This window comes from Paraburkholderia fynbosensis (genome assembly GCF_902859935.1).
GTDB lineage: Bacteria > Pseudomonadota > Gammaproteobacteria > Burkholderiales > Burkholderiaceae > Paraburkholderia > Paraburkholderia fynbosensis.
Window position 1 is genome coordinate 12,442 of the sequence record NZ_CADIKI010000039.1, and the last position, 20,011, is coordinate 32,452.

General features: G+C 59.0%; 17 protein-coding genes and 2 pseudogenes. 8 read left to right on the top strand and 11 right to left on the bottom strand.

The genetic code is table 11. From position 1 onward, the window contains the following. Nucleotides 1–134: 134 nt before the first annotated feature. The 3 genes from HV770_RS36440 to HV770_RS36450 form a co-directional block, all read right to left on the bottom strand. Nucleotides 135–1,109, bottom strand: a complete 975-nt coding sequence (locus HV770_RS36440; RefSeq protein WP_175166267.1) for a quinone oxidoreductase family protein — start codon at nt 1,107–1,109, stop codon at nt 135–137. A 60-nt stretch (nt 1,110–1,169) separates the two neighbouring features. Next, entirely contained in the window at nt 1,170–2,633 is a 1,464-nt protein-coding gene (locus tag HV770_RS36445) for an aldehyde dehydrogenase family protein (protein ID WP_175166268.1), read from the bottom strand. 678 nt (nt 2,634–3,311) lie between these two features. Continuing rightward, entirely contained in the window at nt 3,312–4,271 is a 960-nt protein-coding gene (locus tag HV770_RS36450; RefSeq protein WP_175166269.1) for a GlxA family transcriptional regulator, read from the bottom strand. Nucleotides 4,272–4,351: 80 nt separating this feature from the next. On the opposite strand from HV770_RS36450, the gene HV770_RS36455 reads away from it, so the two are divergent. The 4 genes from HV770_RS36455 (at nt 4,352) to HV770_RS36470 (ending at nt 8,376) form a co-directional block, all read left to right on the top strand. Beyond that, nucleotides 4,352–5,035 carry a DJ-1/PfpI family protein gene (locus tag HV770_RS36455; protein ID WP_175166270.1) on the top strand — a complete coding sequence of 228 codons (684 nt, stop codon included), beginning with the start codon at nt 4,352–4,354 and terminating at the stop codon, nt 5,033–5,035. 78 nt (nt 5,036–5,113) lie between these two features. Then, nucleotides 5,114–5,857: a glucose 1-dehydrogenase gene (locus tag HV770_RS36460; RefSeq protein ID WP_175166271.1), complete on the top strand. Its 744-nt coding sequence runs from the start codon at nt 5,114–5,116 to the stop codon at nt 5,855–5,857. Nucleotides 5,858–6,779: 922 nt separating this feature from the next. After that, entirely contained in the window at nt 6,780–7,328 is a 549-nt protein-coding gene (locus HV770_RS36465) for a TetR/AcrR family transcriptional regulator (RefSeq protein WP_425497556.1), read from the top strand. 31 nt (nt 7,329–7,359) lie between these two features. Then, nucleotides 7,360–8,376 (top strand): DMT family transporter, encoded by a 1,017-nt coding sequence (locus HV770_RS36470; protein ID WP_175166273.1) that lies wholly within the window; start codon nt 7,360–7,362, stop codon nt 8,374–8,376. 591 nt (nt 8,377–8,967) lie between these two features. On the opposite strand, the gene HV770_RS36475 is transcribed toward HV770_RS36470, so the two are convergent. Then, entirely contained in the window at nt 8,968–9,669 is a 702-nt protein-coding gene (locus HV770_RS36475; protein WP_175166274.1) for a glutathione S-transferase family protein, read from the bottom strand. Nucleotides 9,670–9,871: 202 nt separating this feature from the next. Between HV770_RS36475 and HV770_RS36480 the strand changes: the two genes are divergently transcribed. Next, a complete protein-coding gene (locus tag HV770_RS36480) occupies nt 9,872–10,447 on the top strand; it encodes a TetR/AcrR family transcriptional regulator (RefSeq protein WP_217468701.1) in 576 nt (191 codons plus the stop codon). Between the two features lie 256 nt (nt 10,448–10,703). Here HV770_RS36480 and HV770_RS36485 read toward each other — a convergent pair whose 3' ends face one another. After that, a complete protein-coding gene (locus HV770_RS36485; protein ID WP_175166275.1) occupies nt 10,704–11,087 on the bottom strand; it encodes a nuclear transport factor 2-like protein in 384 nt (127 codons plus the stop codon). A gap of 353 nt (nt 11,088–11,440) precedes the next feature. On the opposite strand from HV770_RS36485, the gene HV770_RS36490 reads away from it, so the two are divergent. After that, a complete protein-coding gene (locus tag HV770_RS36490; RefSeq protein WP_175166276.1) occupies nt 11,441–12,259 on the top strand; it encodes an alpha/beta fold hydrolase in 819 nt (272 codons plus the stop codon). Nucleotides 12,260–12,485: 226 nt separating this feature from the next. Here HV770_RS36490 and HV770_RS36495 read toward each other — a convergent pair whose 3' ends face one another. From HV770_RS36495 to HV770_RS36505, 3 genes are all read right to left on the bottom strand, one after another. Beyond that, a complete protein-coding gene (locus tag HV770_RS36495; RefSeq protein WP_175166277.1) occupies nt 12,486–13,028 on the bottom strand; it encodes a methyltransferase in 543 nt (180 codons plus the stop codon). Between the two features lie 211 nt (nt 13,029–13,239). Then, nucleotides 13,240–15,042, bottom strand: a complete 1,803-nt coding sequence (locus tag HV770_RS36500; RefSeq protein ID WP_175166278.1) for a CocE/NonD family hydrolase — start codon at nt 15,040–15,042, stop codon at nt 13,240–13,242. A gap of 123 nt (nt 15,043–15,165) precedes the next feature. Further along, nucleotides 15,166–16,131 (bottom strand): SDR family oxidoreductase, encoded by a 966-nt coding sequence (locus tag HV770_RS36505; protein ID WP_175166279.1) that lies wholly within the window; start codon nt 16,129–16,131, stop codon nt 15,166–15,168. Nucleotides 16,132–16,234: 103 nt separating this feature from the next. Between HV770_RS36505 and HV770_RS36510 the strand changes: the two genes are divergently transcribed. Continuing rightward, nucleotides 16,235–17,179 carry an AraC family transcriptional regulator gene (locus tag HV770_RS36510; RefSeq protein ID WP_175166280.1) on the top strand — a complete coding sequence of 315 codons (945 nt, stop codon included), beginning with the start codon at nt 16,235–16,237 and terminating at the stop codon, nt 17,177–17,179. A 91-nt stretch (nt 17,180–17,270) separates the two neighbouring features. Here the strand turns inward: HV770_RS36510 and HV770_RS36515 are convergent, their stop codons facing one another. Together HV770_RS36515 and HV770_RS36520 are read right to left on the bottom strand one after the other, a co-directional pair. Further along, complete coding sequence (locus tag HV770_RS36515; protein ID WP_175166281.1) at nt 17,271–17,807, bottom strand: DUF2867 domain-containing protein; 537 nt, start codon at nt 17,805–17,807, stop codon at nt 17,271–17,273. A 493-nt stretch (nt 17,808–18,300) separates the two neighbouring features. Then, nucleotides 18,301–18,996 carry a glutathione S-transferase gene (locus HV770_RS36520; protein WP_175166282.1) on the bottom strand — a complete coding sequence of 232 codons (696 nt, stop codon included), beginning with the start codon at nt 18,994–18,996 and terminating at the stop codon, nt 18,301–18,303. A 154-nt stretch (nt 18,997–19,150) separates the two neighbouring features. Between HV770_RS36520 and HV770_RS36525 the strand changes: the two are divergent. Continuing rightward, nucleotides 19,151–19,688 (top strand): annotated as a pseudogene (locus HV770_RS36525) (TetR/AcrR family transcriptional regulator). 154 nt (nt 19,689–19,842) lie between these two features. On the opposite strand, the pseudogene HV770_RS39255 reads toward HV770_RS36525, so the two are convergent. Next, nucleotides 19,843–20,011: pseudogene (locus HV770_RS39255) on the bottom strand (helix-turn-helix domain-containing protein); the annotation flags it as partial.

The window sequence follows — 20,011 nt, forward strand, 5'->3', positions numbered from 1 at the left end:
TTGCAAGACCTGGCAGGTCGAAGGGATGTCTGGAGGAGGATCATCATCACAACCATGACCGGTACCAAGGTGTAGAGCGAAACATCAATTGCGCTGCGCCCGGATTGAAGCACGACGTTGAACACGTTCTCCATTTAAGGCCTCAAAATGATTGGGCCTGCCGAAAGCCCCTGCTCTAGGACCGCATGTGCATCCGATGCCTTGCCGAGCGGAAAGGTCTTCCAGATAGTAGGAGTGAGAATGCCTGCTGCAACGGCGGCGTGCAGATCCGCGACGCGTTCGCGGTATTCGGCAATATCAGTCGCGTGTGCTGCAATCGAGGGGCGTGTCAGGAAAAGCGATCCTCTGGCATTTAGCGTACCGACCTCGACGGGCGGCGGCGCGCCGGCCGACGCGCCGATGGAGACCATCAGCCCACGCGGACGCAAGCTCTCAAGCGATGCCGCGAAGGTCGTCCGCCCGACACCGTCATAGACCACGTCGGCCTTGCGCCCACCGGTCAGGGAGGCGACCCTGGCAGGCAGGTCACAGGCGCCCCAGACAAGGACCGCATCACATCCGAGCGAGCGCGCTCTCTCGACGCTCCCCTCTTTCGACACGACGCCTATGACGAAGGCGCCCAGGCGTTTGGCCCAGGGAACCATGAGCTGGCCGAGTGCGCCCGCCACACCGTACATCAAGACCGAGGTGTCCGGGCCGACGGGATAGGTGCTTTTCAACAGGTACTGGGCCGTAATGCCCTTGAACGTGACAGCGGCGGCTACCTCGAAGGAAAGCGTGTCCGGTAGGCGGATCAGGCGTTCGGCCGGATAGGCGCGCTCACTGGCGTAGGCCCCTAAAGGACCAAGCGCATACGCGACACGATCCCCGACTGCAATGTTGGATACCGCGCTACCGACTGCCGTTACATGACCCGCTCCTTCCAACCCAATTCCGCCAGGAACAGGGATAGGCACAGCACCCCGACGGTGCATGACGTCGAGGTAGTTAACGCCGACCGCCTCCTGCACGATCCACGCTTCATTGGGTGCAGGCTCACTGCGCTCTATGGGCTGGGAAACAAGGACCTCAGGATTGCCCAGTCGTGCCAGTTTGATCGCGGACGGCATATTTTTACTCCATTTTGCTTACCCGATTACCGCAACTTGACACGGCATCGAGAATCAATCTTATTGCTTGTGAATCAGGATCGTCTTAGGGTTGGTGAAGAGCTGCCGCCCTTCATTGCCGTGCTCGGTGCCGAGGCCGGATTGTTTGTGACCGCCGAATGGGATGTCTACGCCTTGGGTGTGAATCTCGTTCACCCAAACCATGCCAGTTTCCAGGCGGTTGGCGACGGCGATCGCGATTTTCCTGTCGCGTCCCCAGACTGAGCCGCCGAGTCCGAAGGGGCTGTCATTCGCGCGCTCAATGGCGTCTTCCACATCGTCATAGACAATGATCGGAACGATCGGGCCGAACTGCTCTTCCTGCACTATGCGGCTGTCCTCAGGCGGATTATCAACGACAGTCACCGGGACGAAAAAGCCCGGACGGCTCTCATCGACTACGCCGCCGAGCGCCACCTTGTACCCGTTAGCCTTGATTTCGGCGAGCCAGTCTTTCAGCTTCTCATACTGCATGCGGTTTTGCACCGGACCCACCGTGACGGTCGGATCGAGCCCATCTCCAAGCTTTTGCTGCCTGGCGTAATCCACGAACGCCTCCACGAACCCCTCGTGATACGAACGATGGATGTAGAGCCGCTTGATGCCCACGCACCATTGGCCCGAATTGCCGACGGCTCCCCAGAAGAGCTGCGGAATGATTGACCGGTAGTCAGCGTCGGGAAGGACGATCGCCGCGTCATTGCCGCCCAGTTCCAGGGTCACGCGCTTTATCGTGCCGGCCGCCGAGCGGATGACTTTCTGGCCAGTGGCAGTAGAGCCAGTGAAGCTGATCTTGGCTATGTCTGGATGCTCCGTGAGTTGCGAGCCCAGTTCGTTGGCACCCGAAACGATCGAAAGCACGCCCGGGGGCAGCACCGCCTGGGCAATCTCGCCGAAGCGCAGGGCGGTGAGCGGCGTGAAGGGCGAGGGCTTGATTATCATGGTGTTGCCGGTAATCAGCGCCGGCGCGACCTTCCACAGCGCGAGCAGCACCGGAAAATTCCAGGGGGTGATCGCACCAACGACGCCGAGCGGAGTGTGGTGCAGCTCGACGACATGGTCAGCTGTCTCCTCGACGACCTCAACCGGAATGCGGCGGGCTGCGATCTTACGGATCCACGAGATCGACTGATCTACTTCGGGTACAGCCATGGTAGCGAGTGGCTTACCCTGTTCGAGCGTCAGGAGACGGGCGAGATCGTCTCGCTGCGCTTCGAGCGCGTCGGCATAGGCATTCAGGTATTGCTCTCGGTCTTCGTAGCTAAGCGCCGACCAGCCCCTGAACGCCGCCTTTGCAGCGGCGATCGCCTCATCAAGATGAGCTGCGGTTGCCGCCGGCGCCCTGGCAAGAACTCGGCCTGTCGCCGGATTCAACACGTCGAAACTGTCATCGGTCTCTAGCAGCTTGCCGGCGATGCTTAGAAAATAAGGACCACTAAAGTCACTGATCGGCTTTTTAACTTTGATGCTGGCTGAAATAGCCATAAGACTTCTCCCGTTTTCAAAATGGCAATTTTTTAAACAACTGGAAAGGCATGCCGGGTCTCTTGCGCCGGAACAAATGAAACATGGATCGTCGCAAGCTACCTAACGTTCGTTAGCCTCAGTATAGGCATTGCGATTTTCCACGTCAACATCGTTTTGGCTGGCAGGTTCCAGGGCAAAGCTGAGGTCCGGCACGCGAACGAAAGGGGTTGTGGAGATTGTCGGCCGTTGCCAGAGGAAGCGCCCTAAGTCCGCCGGGCAAGGGACTGTGCGCCGCCGGCCGATGTTGTTTCAAAAGGTTCGGCTGCTCCCCACCATGAATGCGAGCAGTCCGTCGTTCAGTTCCGGCCAGGCCCGCGTTCGTGAGGTGGCCCTCTTCGGACTCCGTCGGAGAGCACACGAATCGCCACCGGGTCGATTGACGGTGTTGGGGGGCGCGGCAAGGTTAGCGCTAAAGATTAAGTGAGGGCATTGCCGCGCTTCCGGTCAGTGGACCGTGTTCGACACAGGACTCGCCTCGTTTCCTCGATTGACGCACTCTACTGGCACGGATCGATGCCCGCAGTGGGAGACGCGCGGCCCGTTGCGGACGGCAGGTCGCCCGGTGACCTCGATGCAAGCCACGGTAGGGCCCGCACAAAGTACAACGGTGCCTGCGTCAAGTTTCCTGCGTCGCGGTCAACCGGGCGACGATTTCTTCATATGCTGCTGATCCGCACGGCGGATCGCTTGGGGCGGCATGCCGTAAAGCTTTACGAAGGCACGCCGCATACGCTCAGGGTCGAAAAAACCCACTGCCTGTGCGATCTTCTCAACCGGCTCCGATCCAGCCTGCAGGCGCATGCGGGCCGCCTCAGTGCGAAGGCGTTCAACGGCACGTGCGGGTGTTTCGCCCGTCTCCCGGCGAAACGCGCGGCCGAACTGGCGAACGCTCAGATGCGCAGCTTCCGCGAGACGCTCGACCGGCAAAGGTTCATGCAGATGGTCGCGTGCGAAGGCGAGAGCGATACGAATCCTGTCCGAATCCGGCTCCATCTGCGAGATAGGGGAAAACTGCGATTGGCCGCCCGCCCGGCGATGGTAAACGACCAGTTCGCGTGCCACTTCCCGCGCCACTTCCCTTCCCTGGTCCGCCTCGATCAGCGCTAGCGCCAGGTCGATGCCTGCCGTGATCCCCGCCGAGGTCCATACGCCACCATCGACAACGAAGATCCGATCGACCTCGACGTGAATGAGGGGATAGTCCTGCTGCAACCGGCGCGCCACCCGCCAATGTGTGGTCGCTCGCCTGCCATTCAGTAGCCCGGCCTCAGCGAGCATGAAAGCGCCGGTGCACACGCTGGCAATACGCGGTGTCCTGCCGGCGATTTCGGTGACGGCCGCGACCTCGCCCGGTGCAAGCATCGGGCCGATCTCGCCACCTGCGACCATCAAAGTGTCAACACTTGCGTCGCGCACGGCCGACGTCGCGACCGGCACAGAACCGCTACTTTTTACGAGTCCGCCGATGCGCGACAGGATCTGCAGGGCATAAAGCGGCCGCCCTACGACTTGCGCCACGGATTCAAAGGCGCCAAGCGGGCAGGCAAGGTCGAGGATCTGATGTCCTGGGTAGATGAAGAAACCGATACAGTGCATTGGCCTATTTTGAGGGATCTAGGTCCTTTGCGCCAATGCTTTTTACCATCAAGATGTCACAGGTAAATGGAGACCCACACATGACTATCGTCGTATTTCCACTCTATGAAGGCGTCACCCACCTCGATTTCACCGGGCCGCATCAATTCCTCAGCAGCTTTCCTGATATCAAAATCATCGTTGCATCGATCGGAGGCGTCGACATCATCTCGCATGAACTGACCTTCAGCGGGCTCGCCGATCTCGAGGCGGTCGAACGCTGCGAAGTTCTGTGCGTCCCTGGGGGTTTGGGATGTTTCCCGGCGATGGAGAACGCTCCTTTCCTCGGCGCGATCCGCCGTCTCGCCAGTACGGCGGACCATGTGACTTCGGTTTGCACGGGTTCACTGATCCTCGCCGCCGCCGGATTACTGAAGGGACGGCGCGCTGCCTGCCATTGGGCGTTCCGTGACCTGCTCACGGCCTTCGGGGCGATACCTGACTGCGGCCGGGTGGTACGCGATGGCAACGTTATCACCGGTGGCGGCATCACCGCCGGCATCGACTTCGCGCTGACGCTGCTCGCCGAGTTGCGAGGGGTGGATGCCGCACAGTCGGCTCAGCTCCTGCTGGAATATGCTCCAGAACCTCCTTTCCAGGCCGGTCTGCCGGAGACTGCGCCTTCCCACGTCCGCGAAGCGGTCCTTGCTCGCATGGCCGCGTCGCTCTCAGATGCTGAGCGACGCGTTGCGACCATCGCTCAGAGACTTCATAACGTTGGCTGACCTCTCAACCATCAAATTCAGAAAATGGCCGCTGCCGTCCCGGCAGCGGTTGCCGTGCGACATGGCAAGGAGCGAAACATGAGATTGAAAGACAAGACAGCACTGATTACCGGTGGGACCAGCGGTATCGGCCTCGCAACAGCGAAGCTGTTTGCGCGCGAAGGCGCGCGCGTCGCCGTGACGGGCCGCGACGCTAGCCGATTTGGCGAGGTACGCGAGCAGCTTGGAGCGGATGCCCTGGTGTTGGGTGCCGACGTGCGATCAGTTGCGGACATGCAGGCTGTCAGCCAGCGAATTGCCGAAAGTTTTGGTGGCCTTGACATTTTCTTCGCCAATGCCGGGGTCGCTTACGGAACACCGCTCGCCGAAACCGACCAATCACACTACGACGAGATCATGGACATTAACGTGAAGGGGGTTTTTTTCTCCATGCAGGCCGTCTCCCCAATCCTGCGCGAGGGCGCCTCGGTCATCCTGACCACCTCCTTCATCATCCATGTGGGCCGGCCGGGGCTTTCGCTCCTCTCGGCCTCCAAGGCGGCGGTTCGCTCACTGGCACGAACCTGGTCGCGCGAATTTCTGGACCGCAAAATTCGTGTCAACGCGATTAGCCCGGGCAGCATCGACACGCCTTTGATCGTCCGTCACCGTACCGCTGAGCAGCTTCAGGCCTTCAAGGATCAGATGGCGGCAAGCGTGCCGATGGGTCGAATTGGAGAGGCGGACGACATCGCCGCAGCAGTTCTCTACCTAGCGAGCGACGAGTCCAGCTATGTTCTGGGCTCGGAACTCGTGATCGACGGCGGAATCTCACAAATTTAATTCCGGGCACCGGGCACCGGGCACCGGGCACCGGGCACCGGGCACCGGGGCCGCGTTCGCTTTCGTTAGAAGAGCCAGGAAATGAACAGGATCGAACGAATGAATGGGACTGCATGAGGCGCATCCCACCCCGGTTTTGCAGACTGCAGCGTGCTTTCGTTTTCCCCGCGGCCGGATGCTTTGGGTCGCCCGGCCAAGTGGCTTCGAGCGCAAAATTGTCATCTGCTCCTGAGGCCGTTTGCGGTGACTGCCGGCCTCGTGGCGATGGCTGCCCGTACCGTTCCTGCGCGATGGCGCTGTGTTGCGGATCACCAGCCCGGACGTCGACATTGCTCGAAGCATTCATATTCGCCGTCCAGACCACCCAGCGTCCGCGTGCCGGATATTTTTTGCGAGCCGCGACGCTCATGTCGGCAAGTCAGGCTGCGTGGTGACAATGAACTTCCAGTGCGCTAATGCCGCGCTGCGGTGCGGTGCCGCGTCGCTCTCATACGCAAGGCTTTCGAGAGTTCTCCGTAGCGCCGCAAAACTCGCATAACGGACGATAACAATGTCGTCCCACGCTTCACCCTCGTCGCCGACTATCACCCCGTGCACCTTTCCGCCCCAAAAAAATGAGCAATCCTCGCCGGTAGCGACCTGACTGAACGCTGGCGCGTAACGGTGAAAGTAGGCGTCACGTCCGGTGCACGCCGGCGACTCCGTCTTCCCCCCGTAGTCCGCTTTGGCACCCGCAGGGGTCAGTCGCAATTCTCCAAAGCAGCCACTCGGCGCGGGTGAAACGCCGTGTTTACGACACGGCTTGATTTATAGAACGTTCAGTCTTAATATAATGAGCATCATGCGACGAACTTCTACATCCCCCTCTCCTTCACCTGCCTCAGCGGAACGCGGGCGACCCCGTGAGTTCGATATTGACAGTGTGACCAAGGCCGCTGGCCGGGTCTTTTGGGAGCAAGGCTATCACGCGACATCCATTGAAACCCTTTGCAAGTCCACGGGCCTGTTTCGGGCGAGTCTATACAGCACGTTCGGAGACAAACATGGTCTCCTTGTTGCCGCGTTCGACCAGTATGCGGAAGGTGCTGTCGGCCGTCTGAAAGAGAGACTGGAAGAGAACGGGTCACCGCATGACGCTCTCCGTCAGGCGCTGCTGCACTACACGAAGGTCTCGACCAGTCTATCGCGACGCCATGGCTGCTTCATTACGAATGCGGCTATCGAACTGCTGCCGGCCGACGAAGCACTACGTCCGCATATTGAGGCGACGCTGCGGCGCATTGCGGCTTATCTCGCTGCTGCCGTAATTCGAGGCCAGCAGGCGGGCGAATTCAATTCGACACTTGATGAGCAAGCCGTAACAACTTTTCTGTTGTGCGTTATTCAGGGGTTTCGTGTTCTAGGCAAGCTCAGTTTTGGAGAGAACGATCTTGTCCCGGTCGTCGACATGACGATGCGGGCGCTGATCTAAAAATTTTTTCCCCTTTTTGGAACGATCAGTCATGAATTCGCCAGTTGAACTTTCGTCAGGATCATCTGCTTGTGAAGCCGCGTCAGCGTCGGAGAGCCTCCGTTGGGGACACGCGGCCTACGGAAAAGGTGTGCTGTTTTGCGTCGTTGCAACGGTGCTGATGGGCATCATGTTTCCCCTCATGACAGACGCGCTCACGCACGTCGATCCGTTCACGTTCACGTCATTGCGATACTTGATCGCGGGTACAGCATTTCTTGCACTGCTTCTGCTCAAGGAAGGCAGGAGCGGCTTGCGGGCGAACGGGGAGTCAATTTTCCAGGCGTGGATGTTGGGTTCAGTGGGCTTCTGCGGATTCGGCTCGTTTGTGTTTCTTGGTCAGCAACTCGCAGGGCCAGCCGGTGCGCTCACCGCATCCATCATGATGACGACCCAGCCGATGATGGGGTTACTCCTGAATTCAATCGTCCGCAAAAGCATGCCGCCCGTTCTTTCGTTTTTGTTCATCCTGATGTCGTTTGCAGGCGTTTCGCTTGTGGTCACAAGGGGAGACATTTCTGGGGCGCTACACGAGCCACAACACTATTCAGCTAATGCCCTGATTCTGGTCGGAGCGTTCTGCTGGGTTATTTATACCTTCAGCGCATCGCATTTCAAAACGTGGTCCCCACTGAAATACACAACGCTGACCACATGGCTGGGACTCACGACAATCCTGGCTCTTAACGCATTGCTTTTCGCGGTGCATGTCGTACCCGTACCGACATCCGCACAGCTATGGGCGATTGCGCCTCACTTGATGTATATGGGCCCTATCGCTGGCTTCGTTGCTATCCTGTTCTGGAATCTCGGCAACCGGATACTTACGCCGCTTAATGGTGTGCTTTTCATGGATGTATTGCCGGTCACCACATTCGCTGTATCTTCTCTTACCGGTGTCGTGCCCGCGCGTGCGCAAATAGTCGGCGCGTGCATGACCGGTACGGCGCTTGTTTTCAACAATCTCTACCTGCGGCACCGTACCCGAAAATTGCGAACGGCACGCTGATGGCGTGGAGAGAAGGTCACTCGAATGCCGACTGTCAACGATCTGGAGGGCTGGGTCGAACGACTCAAATTGGTCGCGCCCGGTCCGACGCAGGCGTGGACCGATTGCTGATCGCGCCAGGTATGCGATAGGCACGCATCGACCCGATGCGGACCTTCGCGATTCTCGATAGCGGCCATTCGAATCTGCCATTCCACGTCGCATTTGGGAAAGTCGATTCGGTCGCTGCGACGGCGGGCAAATGCCAGGAATTGCGCAACGCTGGCCTGTCTGTCGAGATTCACATAGTTCACATAATCTGAACGTTGTTCATTTGATCTGGACACTTATCGCGACCTTTAACGGCCCCATCGATAGCACCGGTGAGAGCACTCAGTTGTGAGCGTCAGGAGGCGGCCGCGAGCGTAGAGGGCAGCCGTCCACCAAAAAGGCAGGCCGACTCGGTTGCGCTGGAAGAGGAAAACGCCCGCAGCCAAGGCTTAGGGGCGTTTTATGTCATCTACCGGTTTTGCCCGGTCAAAGGCAATACATCGAAGCGACGAGAAGAAGGTTGTTGACCTTTAGCAGGAAGTTTTAACTGTTCTCCGGCGTTCACACCGTAGCGTTGTCGAGCTCCGGGATGCCACTTTGGCGGTCGGCGTAGGCGGCCTTGAAGCTCGGGCGTTGTTGCCAACGCTTCCAGTAGGCATCAAGAAATTCGAAACGCTCGTCGAGCGGAGTGGCGTTCACCGGGAACTTCGAGAACGCTATTGCGGTTGCCAGCGTGATGTCTGCGAAGGTCGGTTCTTGGCCGCCGAGCAACCATTCACGGCCGTCTGACAGATGCTTGTTGACCAGCGCGGCGTGGGCCAATGCTTCCTTGCGGCAATGCTCGCCCCATGCCTCATTCTTCGTCAATTCGAGCTTGAAGCCGAGCCCAGTGTGCAACACATGGAAGGCGGTGACAATTCGGTACAGGATGTGTACCCAAATGCGGTTGTCCCACATGTTGTCCAAGCCCTGCTCTAGCGCGGTCTCACCCATGATCTTTCGACCCGGATAGCTCTGGTCGAGGTATCGGACGACGGCGGCTGTTTCTGAAATAAAGCCACCATCAGCAAGCTGAAGCGTCGGCGTTTCGCCCCACGGATTCATTTTCAGGTGACGCCAGCCGCGCTGTTCGCCGACCGGCGTCATGTCGTAGATGGTCTCGTCAAACTGCGCGGCAATGCCCTTTTCGTACATGAACAGCCGCAGGCGTTGCGGGTTGGGGAAGGCCGAAGGCGAAGTGAAGAGTTGAAGTTTCGAAGACATGGTGCGGCTCCTAAAGATTCGAAAAGAGTCTTTGCTGCCGCAGTTATCTACCTGCCACATGGTAGTCTCGCAGCGACTAAAAAAACCAACTTGCGTTGGTGTGGCACTTCATCCAAATGAAGCTACCTGTCACTTGGTAGGTTGCACTTTATGGGATAGAATTCGACCTGTCAACCCATTTTTTGAACTGAGAGATCCTGTTGTGAAGAGTGACGGTAGCTCAAATTCGAGGGAGCAAATCCTCGCTGTCGCGACCACGGTCGCCGGTGCGCACGGCTACGGCGGCCTGAATTTTCGCGACATCGCGGCAGAAGTCGGCATCAAAGCTGCCAGCGTCTATCATCACTTTCCCTCCAAGGCCGACCTGGGCGCCGAGGTGGCGAAACGCTATTGGGAGCAGTTCTCCGCGATGCTAGCCGCCAGATTGGCCGCGTCGGGCGACCCGATCGTATGTTTGCGCGAATACCCTGATACCTTCCGGTCGGCGCTTCAGAATGACAATCGCATGTGCTTGTGCAGTTTCATGGCTGCCGAGTACGACGACCTACCAGACACAGTGAAGAAGGAAGTTCAGACGTTCGCCGATGTCAACATCAGTTGGCTGGCGAAAGTGCTCATCGCAGCCGGCGTGGTGGCAAAAGAAGAGAGTGAAGAACGGGCTCGGGCCATCTATGCAGCTATTGCTGGCGCTCAGCTCATGGCGAGAAGCCGTTCTGACATCACGATTTATGATTCGCTAGTCCGGAATTACCGTAAGGCCGGCCTTCTCCCGAGTTAGGGAAGCCGGCACCGTCCAGACAGGCGCAAGTTTTCAGAGCGCACCTACCGGAGGAGCACGCACGAGTAGCGAACGGCGCCAATGCGTCGGCATCCGTTACTTCGATGCCGAATGCAAGTAGGTCGTTCAGACAGATATTGTATTGCTAACAATCTATGCGGCTCCGTCGGACGTCTCAAAATGGCCGGTCACGGTCCGATTCTGATTGCCTAGCTTGTTCACCAGAGGTCGACTCGCGTCGGACCGTAGCCGATTGTCACGCGATCTGCTGAACCCATTGACTCCGCCAACCCGGCGCTTCGAAGGGATCTGAAAAGTACTGGGTCTCGTGAATGACCTTCCCGTTGCGGAACTCCATAATGCTTACCGTGTAAGCCGCCCGCCCGTTATAGGTGATGGAGTATTCCGTGATCCATAGATTACCTTCCCCTTGAATTCGCCTGACATCGAAACCTGCTGGCTTGCCTGGATGATGACTCCGCAGTGCCTGCAAATTTATTCGCCCGAGGATTCGTTCACCTGACTGGGGATAGTCACAGATGGCAGCGTCATCGTAAATATCGTGTTCTGCGTCGAGATCGCCGGCCGCCGACGCTTGCCAGTGCGCATTCAGGGCGTCACGTATTTTCTCTTCCTGCATGGAGTGCCTCCGGCTACCTTACGTTCACCTATTGCGTGCGTCGCGAAATAAACCCGGGCGCCCGTCCAGACGACTTCGAGACTCCACGAAGCATGTGCTCAATGAGTGCTCTTACCGAGGTCTAAACTTCATCGTGATGGGCAGTTGCTAGGAAGGGGACGACTTCACGAATTGTCTACGATCTTCGAGCGGGTGTCGAACGACCGTTTCTGGCCGAGCGCGACCAACCGCGAACGCACCAGATCGACCCGTTCTAGTCTCTCGGCTTCCTTTAAAGCGGCCGTTCAGCGCCTAAATCTTCCGGGCCGGCGCAGCATGTACTATGCACATTCTCAGGTATAGGACAGCACGCGATGAAGAGCTTTCTAACCACGTCAGGTCGCGCCACACTGGCGACGGAAGCAATCGGAAGCGGCGATCCGATTGTCTTTTTGCATGCGCGGGTCGCGGACCGCCAGATGTGGGGCCACCAGATGCGCGAAGTTGGCGCTAGCCACCAAGCTATTGCCTATGATCGACGCGGATTCGGTGAAACCGTCGCCGAAGCAGAGAACCATTCCGCCGTGGAAGACCTGATCGCCGTCCTCGAGTCGGTGACGGACGGGTCTCCCGCAGTCCTCGTCGCCTGTTCGCAAGGCGGCGGCATTGCACTTGACGGAGCGCTTCGTTACTCGTCACACGTCCGCGCTCTCGTTCTCATTGCGCCGAGCGTAACAGGCGCTCCACCGCTGAATCATCCTGCTCTGATCGAAAACTTGTTAGCTCGTTTAGCGGCGGCGGAAGCGAACGGCGACATTGACGATGTCCTCTCGATTAGAACGAGCCTCTGGCTTGATGGCCCATTTGAACCGCGGGGCCGTGTGATCGGCGATGCGCGCAGACTGTTTCATGAGATGAACTCCGTTGCCCTCCGTTTGCCGCCACCCGGTACGAACATCGATGAACCAATCGCATATGAACGGTTGACGGATGTGTCGGTGCCGACGCTCGTGATATGCGGCGACCTCGACCTGCCGAGCATTCAGGAGCGAAGTCGCTACGTCGCGGCTAATGTGCCTTTCGGAACGTTTCATCAGATATCAGGCAGTGCTCATTTGCCTAGCCTCGAACGGCCGCAGGAGGTCACGAATCTGATCATAGATTTCATCGATCAACGTACTGCTGAACGGTAACGCCGACAGCGTGAACGCTGGCGAGAACGAGCGTCTCCGCGTGCAAAGTGATTGCTGACGATTTAGGCGGCCACACCGAATTTCCGCTTTTGGCCGACGGCCGGCCGTAGCCCACTCCGGCCATTCCCTTACTGGTTTCGGGCATTCAAGGCTCGGGCCATACGAAGGCGCCCTGGCAAACACTTCGCCAGTGGCCGGATTCACGACGTCGAAGCTGTCCTCTCTGTCAGTGGTTAGCAGGCCAGACGTATAGGGCGATTGTCCCGCGCCCGGTTCCTTGGCGGGCGGCCGATATAACGCGCCCCCGGAACAGAAATGTATTCGTAACAACGCAGGCACCCGGTTTGACTGTCTGGTCCAGCAGGTCGCTTACTGGTGCCATAAGATCTGGCATCAGATAACAGACAATGGCATCCGCGCTCTCCACGCCACTGCTGAAGAAATTGCCCCATCGCACGACCACATTAGACAGACGTTGAGTTCTCAAACGCGAGACCAGATAGGGGAACGGCGATAATTCCAGACCTTGCACTGTTGCATCGGGGAACGCCCGTGCTAACGCAACCAGGAGCGCGCCCCACCCGCTACCGAGATCGATAATCGCCGCATGCTGCGGCAGCTTCGCGAGTCCAAGCAATGCAACAACATCGACTACTTCCGATTTGCTCGACGAAAGCGACGGCACCCCGGTCAGGAGAATTGAAAAAACAAGAGACAGGCCCGCGAGCAAGGTCAGGCAAATTGCAGTACATGAAAGAATCGTCAACATAGCCATCGCAATCCTGTCGGTTACGCCTGTCCCGAGGCCACGAGGCGCTCGATTTGTGAGCAATCCAAGCCGCGCACTTGCACCCGGTTTGGGACGAAAGCGGCCGCAAACCTAAGGCGTGTCCTGACGATCGCATAAGAGTTTGGCGCGCGTGCCTGAGCGAACGCAGGTTGGATGCTTTGCACAGCTCTCCCCGTCACGAGAAACTCGCCTAGCGACGCGACGCGATAGAGGGCAACAACAGATACGACGCGTGCTCCCGGCCCGTAGCAACCGTGTCCATTCCGCCATATAGAGAGGGGTCGCGGTTCGGATGGGCCGCGAAGAAAAGACCCGAATTTTTCGTATCGGGAAGGTCGTAATCCTTTGCGTGCACGATTGGAGCGTTGGGGCCGTAGCCAAAATCCTTGCCCTGGATCGTCAATGCCAGACGATATCCCTTGGGGACCACGATGCTCGTCGGCTCCGTGAACTCGATTTCCGCCGGATAAAGCTGCCCGGGTCTCATCGGTTCAGAAGTGAGATGCGGATGGAAGGGACGGTATTCGGCTGATTTCTCCGGATCGACGGCGCGGTGAGACACGCGCAGATAGCCGAGATCGAGCGGTACGTTCGGATCACTGTTGCCCGTAAAGGTGACATCCCTGCCCTGCGGATCGATGAGTCTGAGCGCGGCAAAAATGTCCATGTCGGCAGTCGAAGAGCCAACCCACAGCCTTACACCAATTGGCCCGGTGAATTCCGTTTCATTGGTAAACGGTGCAGTCGTGAACGTCAGCCCGTCCCCGGATCCCTGGTAAGACTTTTCAGCGGGCGAAGCGGCTTCGAGTGTCGGCGCCATCGACCCGCTCGCGGCGTCAAGATAATAGCGCTCCCATTGCGTATCAGGCAGCGGCCAGGCCCCTGCGTTCCGCCAGGATGTTCCATCAGGGCGCCGAACCTGTACGGCGACTCGCGGCTCCTTCTCCCATCCATTGTTAGCGCCCTTCAGGAAGTGGTCGAAGAAGCGTTTCTGAAGTGCGAGCGCCTCCTCCGAATAGAAGGGAGTCAAGTGATCGCCAGTCTGGATACGCAGCCATTTCTGCTTGCTCGCGGCCACGCGATAGCCTTCCGTGCTCCAGTCGGTCCAGTTGGCAACGTCGAGCAGCGGCACCGTAATACGACTTCCGTCCGGGGTCCTCTGGTGATAGTACTCATCATCGAACGGATGCTTTGCCAGAGCTCCGACCGGGTCGACGCGGTTCTGCTTCAGAAGCTCAGGAGAGAGAGGCGCACCAGTGTCCTTGCCGCCGTTGATGGAATCAACGAACGGCGTTGTCGCATTGCCGTTCTGGTTGGGAACCACCTGATGGGTCCACCAGAACTCCCATGCAACGTTTAGAATTCCACCGTAATAGCCGATCTCCCGATACTGGTCGTACGCGCCTTCCCACGGCAAGATTGCCGCCAGACCCTCCGGCTGCAAAGCGGCGACCTGGTACTGACTGATCGCCTGGAATGACGTGCCGAGCAGACCTACTTTTCCCGAACTCCAGGGCTGCTGAGCCGCCCACGTGATCAGCGTCGCATAGTCTTCGGTCTCGCGCGGGGAAAAAGGATCGAGCACGCCCGGCGAGGCGCCAGCCCCGCGGACATCCGCGTGAATCACGATGTAGCCGTTTGCAACCCAACGTTCGGGGTCCGGCGCCTCGAACCGGATATAGCGGCACGAAGACTTCTTGCAGAGGTCCGGATATTTCGCGATCAACTTGGCCCACGATGCCTTGTAGGCCGGCGCGTCTGCCATGCCCGTGTCCTTCCCGTAAGGCCCCATCAGCATCAGCACCGGGTAATGGCCCGGCTTTTCGGGGCGATAGATATTGACGCGCAGGTCGAGGCCATCGGTCATGGTGACTGGCACGTCGTGATCGAAGATCATTCCGGGGACTCCGCTATCGACCTGCTTCGCGATACCGGGTTGGGCGAATGCGATGAAGAAAGCCGCAGCTAATGGCGCAAGTCTGACAAAGCGCATCGGGACTACTCCTGGTTGTTGTTGAGACCGCTTCGAGGGCACCTGGCGACGGACCTGTTTCTGCGGATACGGCAATCACACATTGGCGTCTGAGCTCGGGAAAAGAGCACGGTCCGTTGACATCTAACGACGCACATCCCGCAAGGCAGCTGCAAGGTCCGTTATCAGTGGCGGATGCAGCGGCTGCCAGCCCAGCCGTTCCTGGGCGACTCGACTGGAAACCGGGTTGTCTGCGCTCACGAAGGGCGCAAGCCAGCCGAAATGTTTTGCGGCGTCTTCAGGTGACAATGGCACGACCGGGACATTGAGATGGCGCCCAATAGCCTCGGCTATCTCACGAAACGGGATGCCTCCTTCGGTCACAGCGTGATATCGGGCACCCGCCTCGCCGTTCTCCAGCGCGAGCCGGAACAACAGCGATGCATCCAGCCGGTGAACTGCGGCCCATCTGTTTGTCCCAGCACCGGGATAGGCGGACATCTGCTTCTTCCGCGCGATTTCGATGAGGCGCGTCACGAGCCCGAGTCTGGTGTCGTCATGCACCGATGGTGGCAATCGAACGATCGTGGCGTTCACGCCGGTTTGCACGAGATCCAGTGCTGCCTTTTCGGACCGCGCGCGGAGGCCGCCCACGGCGTCGGGATCCGCGTAGTCTGTTTCTAACGCCGGACGTCCCTGTGCCATCGCCATCGTCGGCAAGGCGATGACGAGCGAGCCCTTCCTTGCGCTGAGTGCGCCACCGAATGCCTCGATGGCACGCCGCTCTGCCTCGACGGCGGCCGTTGAGAATCGCTTGACAATAGCAGCCGGACGACCACCGAACAGGATGCGTAGCCGAACACGCGGACTGGGCTGCGAGAGCGCATGAAAGAAGGCGGTGTGAATGACGCCGTCCACTTCTGCCGCCGCCCGCCGCAGGACCTCCAGATCTTCGATCGTCCCGCGACAAGCCCCCGCTCCCAGGGCCCCGAGCAAAGCGGCGGCATGCGCCGATCGCGCGAGGCCGGTCACCTGATGGCCCGCGGCGACAAGATCATGGACAATGGCCGATCCTATGAAGCCGGTGGCACCCGTGACGAATACCCGCATCGAAATTCTCCTGTTCGGTTTCGAGTACAGACTAAGGCATTGAACCCGGACGATCTATGATCTACAGTCCGGATTTGGTATTCAATCGTTCGAGACTGAGTAAATGGACCCGCTATCCGATGTGCTGTCATTGCTGGAACTGCGCAGCTACGTGTCCGGCGGCTTCGATGCAGGCGGAGAATGGGCCGTACGGTTTGGTCACCACGACGGGATCAAATTCCATGCGGTTCTTCGGGGGCAGTGCTGGGTGTCGGTTGAGGGTGAGCCTGAGCCAGTGCGAGTCACCGAAGGACAGTGCTTCCTGCTGGCCAGAGGAAGGCCCTTTCGCATCGCGAGCGATATGGAAGTGGAAGCGGTCGATGTCCGCACGCTCCTGCCGCAGATCCACGACGGCCGTATCGTGACCTATAACGGCGGTGGTGAATTCGTGAGCATCGGCGGATATTTCACTCTGGCCGATGCTCAGGCCGATCTCCTGCTGAGGATGCTCCCGCCCATCGTTCACGTGCACGAGGAACCTGGCCTGTCCACGTTGCGATGGTGTATCGAACGCATGAGACAGGAATTGCATGAGCCACAACCGGGGGGCGACATTGTCGCCCAGCAGTTGGCCACCATGGTACTGGTGCAGGCATTGCGGATGCGGCTTGCCGAGACACGCAGCGATGGCGTCGGCTGGCTTTTTGCCCTGGCGGACAAACGCATGCGTGCGGTGATCAACGCGATGCACGACGCACCTGGGGCGAGATGGACCCTGCAGACGCTGGCCGGGCATGCAGCCATGTCGCGCACGACCTTCGCGCTCAGGTTCAAGAAACTCGTTGGATTGTCGCCGATGGAATATCTGACGCGCTGGCGAATGATGCTGGCCGCGGACAGGCTGACTAACTCCCGCGACTCAGTTGCCGGGATCGGTCTCGCGCTGGGATATGAGTCAGAGAAATCGTTCATCACGGCGTTCAGGCGGATCATGAACTGTTCGCCACGGCAGTATGCTCGCCGGCAACTCGCAGGCGTAAACGACGCGCACGACGCAGGAACGATATGAGTGCACACGCCAAAGGTGTGATGCCGTCAGCGAGAGATCTGGATTGCTTTTGCGCGGCGTAGCCGGGATGAACAGCAAGGCGTCATCGCCGTTATCGGATCGGCCACCCGCGGCGCTGAGCTTTGTCAAGCGAGGCTCGTACCACCGCGCGATGAAACGGAGCGATGAGGGCAAAGTAGGCTCGCCCCAGCAGACGATTGTGGAAGACAAGCGTAGTCACTATCAGTCGGCGAAGCCGGCCGTCGGATGCCGGCTGCACAAGCACCGACACACGAAAATTGAGGTGTATGTCGTCTTCGCCGAGAATGATCTCGCCATCGTACCGCTCGAAGACCCGGAAAATATTGATCCGGTCGCCGCCCTCGGCCGCGAGATCGACCGCCCGCTTAAGGCCAAGAGGCCACACGAGGGTGTCGCGCAATCCCACTAGCATCACAACCCATTCGGCGGGCTGTGCAAAGATGTGTCGTGCCAGATCTTCTGCGTCGCGAGACGCGGATTCTGGCAACTCGATCGAAAACGCGTCGCCGAAATCGGCTCGGCCGTAGGACGCGGCGAGCCGTGACGCTGAAGACAAGTCGGTTTGCTCGACCTTCGTGCTGGCATGTTGTCGGACAGCGTCAAGCATAGAAAAGCCCCATCAGCACGGAAGTCCCCTGACGTTGCATAAACCTCCATAGCGCGGCCATACTCTATCCCTAACCTGGTCAATTTTTTTCACTTCGGGACGCGCCGAAGGTTGAACGATCGTTTCATTGTACGGCCCAACCGGCTGTATGCCTCACGCAATTGCTCGCAGACCGGCGCTGACGCACCGGTTGGAAATGATCAGTCCGGCTTTGGCCGCGACATCGCGCCGGATACGCGTTATACGCGTGTACGAATGTCTGCGCAGACGCACAGCATAACGACGTAGGAACCTGCTCCGCCGATGCTGTGCGCGTGGGGCCTGTACGATGAAGATAGTGCGCGGTCGTCGGCGATACTGGACGCGGCGCACTAACAGACGAGCCGTTCAGTACCGTGCCTTTCCCGGACGCGGTGCCATCTGCCCGCAGGTTTCGAAGCAGCAGGACGGGTCACGAGCCCATCATGGCAATTGGCGCCCCTGATTGCCTTCGCTATCTGGTCAGCGCAGAAAAGGCCGGCTGGTTCTTCACGCTCGGGCGCTCCCGCATCCTGGCGTACCAGGCATGAAGAGCCTCGTGTTGCTCCGGCACCGGCAGTTGCACAATCGACGCAAAGATCAACCCGCCGATGACTGTAATGTCGGCCATGGAGAAGGCTTCCCCGGCGACGAACGGCTGTCTTGTCAGAACTTCGTTGAAGTAGTGCATGCCCCTAAGGGCTTTGTCGCGCTGACGAAAGCCCCATTCGCGGTTCTGATAGGTCTCGACGCTAGGTCCCAGCCCCGGGGTGCCATGGTGGAAATAGACACTGATAGCGTCCAGCAGCTCCAGTTCGGCCCGCTTGCTCATCATGTGGATCAAGCCTTTTTCAAGCGGCGTTCTGCCCGTAAGCGTAGGCGCGCCATCCAGCGCATCAAGGTATTGCGTTATTGCGGTGCACTCGGCAATGAGCGTCCCGTCGTCGAGTTCGAGCACCGGCAGTGTGCCCGAGTAGTTCTTCTGGGCGATGAACTGAGGCTCTTTGTGTTCCCCTTTATAAAGGTCGACAAGCTCGAAGTGGACGCGTGACTGCAGGTTCTTTTCGGCCAGAGCGATACGCACGCGCGTCGGATAGGGCCCTGCCGGAAAGTCGTAGACCTTCATCGATGGCACTCTACTTGCGTCGAAGTCGACGGCATCTGAACTCATGGCTTCCCTCTCTATGGTTGCGGTTATCAAAATCGCAGACTAACTAACGTTCGTTAGTTTAAAAGATAAAAGATATAATTTCCCCTGTCAACGTATTTCCTAATTCGAGCGCGGCAGCAGTGACGAGCCGAACCGGTTCAACTCGAAGGAACGTATCCTGGCCGCGGCCACGTCGACCGCGCAGGCGCATGGCTACGGCGGATTGAATTTTCGTGATCTGGCCGACACGATGGGCAACAAGCCAGCGAGCATCCACCACCACTTCACAAACAAGGGCGATCTCGGTCGAGCGGTAACAAGGCGCTACTGCGAGGACTCGGTTGCCATGCTGGACGCACTACGGGCCGACTCGCCGAATCCGATGAGCTGCCTGCGCCGGTACCCCGAGACCTTCCGCAAGGCGCTCGAGACCGGTAATCGCCTTTGCCTTTGCAGCTTCATGGCCGCCGAAAGCGACAGGCGGCCGAAAGCGGTCACGAAAAAGGTTCAGGCCTTTGCTGATGTGAATGTCGCGTGGTTAAGCAAGGTTCTTTCCGCTTCAGGACTAGTCGGCTCCGGGGAAAGCGACCTGCGGGCTCGAGTCATCTTCGCAGCGGTTGCCGGCGCTCGTCATGGCCAGGAGCCGCTCGGACATCTCGTTCTACGACGCACTGATCAAGAGCTTTTGCGTGGCAGGGCTCATACCGCCCTAGGCGCTACAGTTTCGCCTTGGCGTGTGCCGGCTAAGCGGTACCCCGCTGCATTGCTTTCCCTGCTCTGCCCTTGATCCTTTCCATGAATGGCCATTGTTTCGGCGAACCTCGACTTCAGTAAGTTGACTTGCCGAAGCTCAGGATGTCCTGTCGTGGGGGGGGCGCCAAACATGCGTGCGTACTCGCGGTTGAATTGCGACGAGCTTTCGTATCCCACACGAACTGCCGCCGTCTGCACGTTGGCTTCCCCCGCAGCCATGAGGCGCCTCGCTTCCAGCAGGCGAATCTGCTTCTGGTACTGCAAAGGCGTGAGGGAAGTCAAC

What these genes read in the sequence shown, in the direction of transcription:
- HV770_RS36445 (WP_175166268.1), bottom strand. Translation starts at nt 2,633, where the DNA reads ATGGCTATTTCAGCCAGCATCAAAGTTAAAAAGCCGATCAGTGACTTT.
- HV770_RS36455 (WP_175166270.1), top strand. Translation starts at nt 4,352, where the DNA reads ATGACTATCGTCGTATTTCCACTCTATGAAGGCGTCACCCACCTCGAT.
- HV770_RS36510 (WP_175166280.1), top strand. Translation starts at nt 16,235, where the DNA reads ATGGACCCGCTATCCGATGTGCTGTCATTGCTGGAACTGCGCAGCTAC.
- HV770_RS36485 (WP_175166275.1), bottom strand. Translation starts at nt 11,087, where the DNA reads ATGCAGGAAGAGAAAATACGTGACGCCCTGAATGCGCACTGGCAAGCG.
- HV770_RS36520 (WP_175166282.1), bottom strand. Translation starts at nt 18,996, where the DNA reads ATGAGTTCAGATGCCGTCGACTTCGACGCAAGTAGAGTGCCATCGATG.
- HV770_RS36440 (WP_175166267.1), bottom strand. Translation starts at nt 1,109, where the DNA reads ATGCCGTCCGCGATCAAACTGGCACGACTGGGCAATCCTGAGGTCCTT.
- HV770_RS36500 (WP_175166278.1), bottom strand. Translation starts at nt 15,042, where the DNA reads ATGCGCTTTGTCAGACTTGCGCCATTAGCTGCGGCTTTCTTCATCGCA.
- HV770_RS36515 (WP_175166281.1), bottom strand. Translation starts at nt 17,807, where the DNA reads ATGCTTGACGCTGTCCGACAACATGCCAGCACGAAGGTCGAGCAAACC.
- HV770_RS36460 (WP_175166271.1), top strand. Translation starts at nt 5,114, where the DNA reads ATGAGATTGAAAGACAAGACAGCACTGATTACCGGTGGGACCAGCGGT.
- HV770_RS36495 (WP_175166277.1), bottom strand. Translation starts at nt 13,028, where the DNA reads ATGTTGACGATTCTTTCATGTACTGCAATTTGCCTGACCTTGCTCGCG.
- HV770_RS36490 (WP_175166276.1), top strand. Translation starts at nt 11,441, where the DNA reads ATGAAGAGCTTTCTAACCACGTCAGGTCGCGCCACACTGGCGACGGAA.
- HV770_RS36450 (WP_175166269.1), bottom strand. Translation starts at nt 4,271, where the DNA reads ATGCACTGTATCGGTTTCTTCATCTACCCAGGACATCAGATCCTCGAC.
- HV770_RS36475 (WP_175166274.1), bottom strand. Translation starts at nt 9,669, where the DNA reads ATGTCTTCGAAACTTCAACTCTTCACTTCGCCTTCGGCCTTCCCCAAC.
- HV770_RS36505 (WP_175166279.1), bottom strand. Translation starts at nt 16,131, where the DNA reads ATGCGGGTATTCGTCACGGGTGCCACCGGCTTCATAGGATCGGCCATT.
- HV770_RS36470 (WP_175166273.1), top strand. Translation starts at nt 7,360, where the DNA reads ATGAATTCGCCAGTTGAACTTTCGTCAGGATCATCTGCTTGTGAAGCC.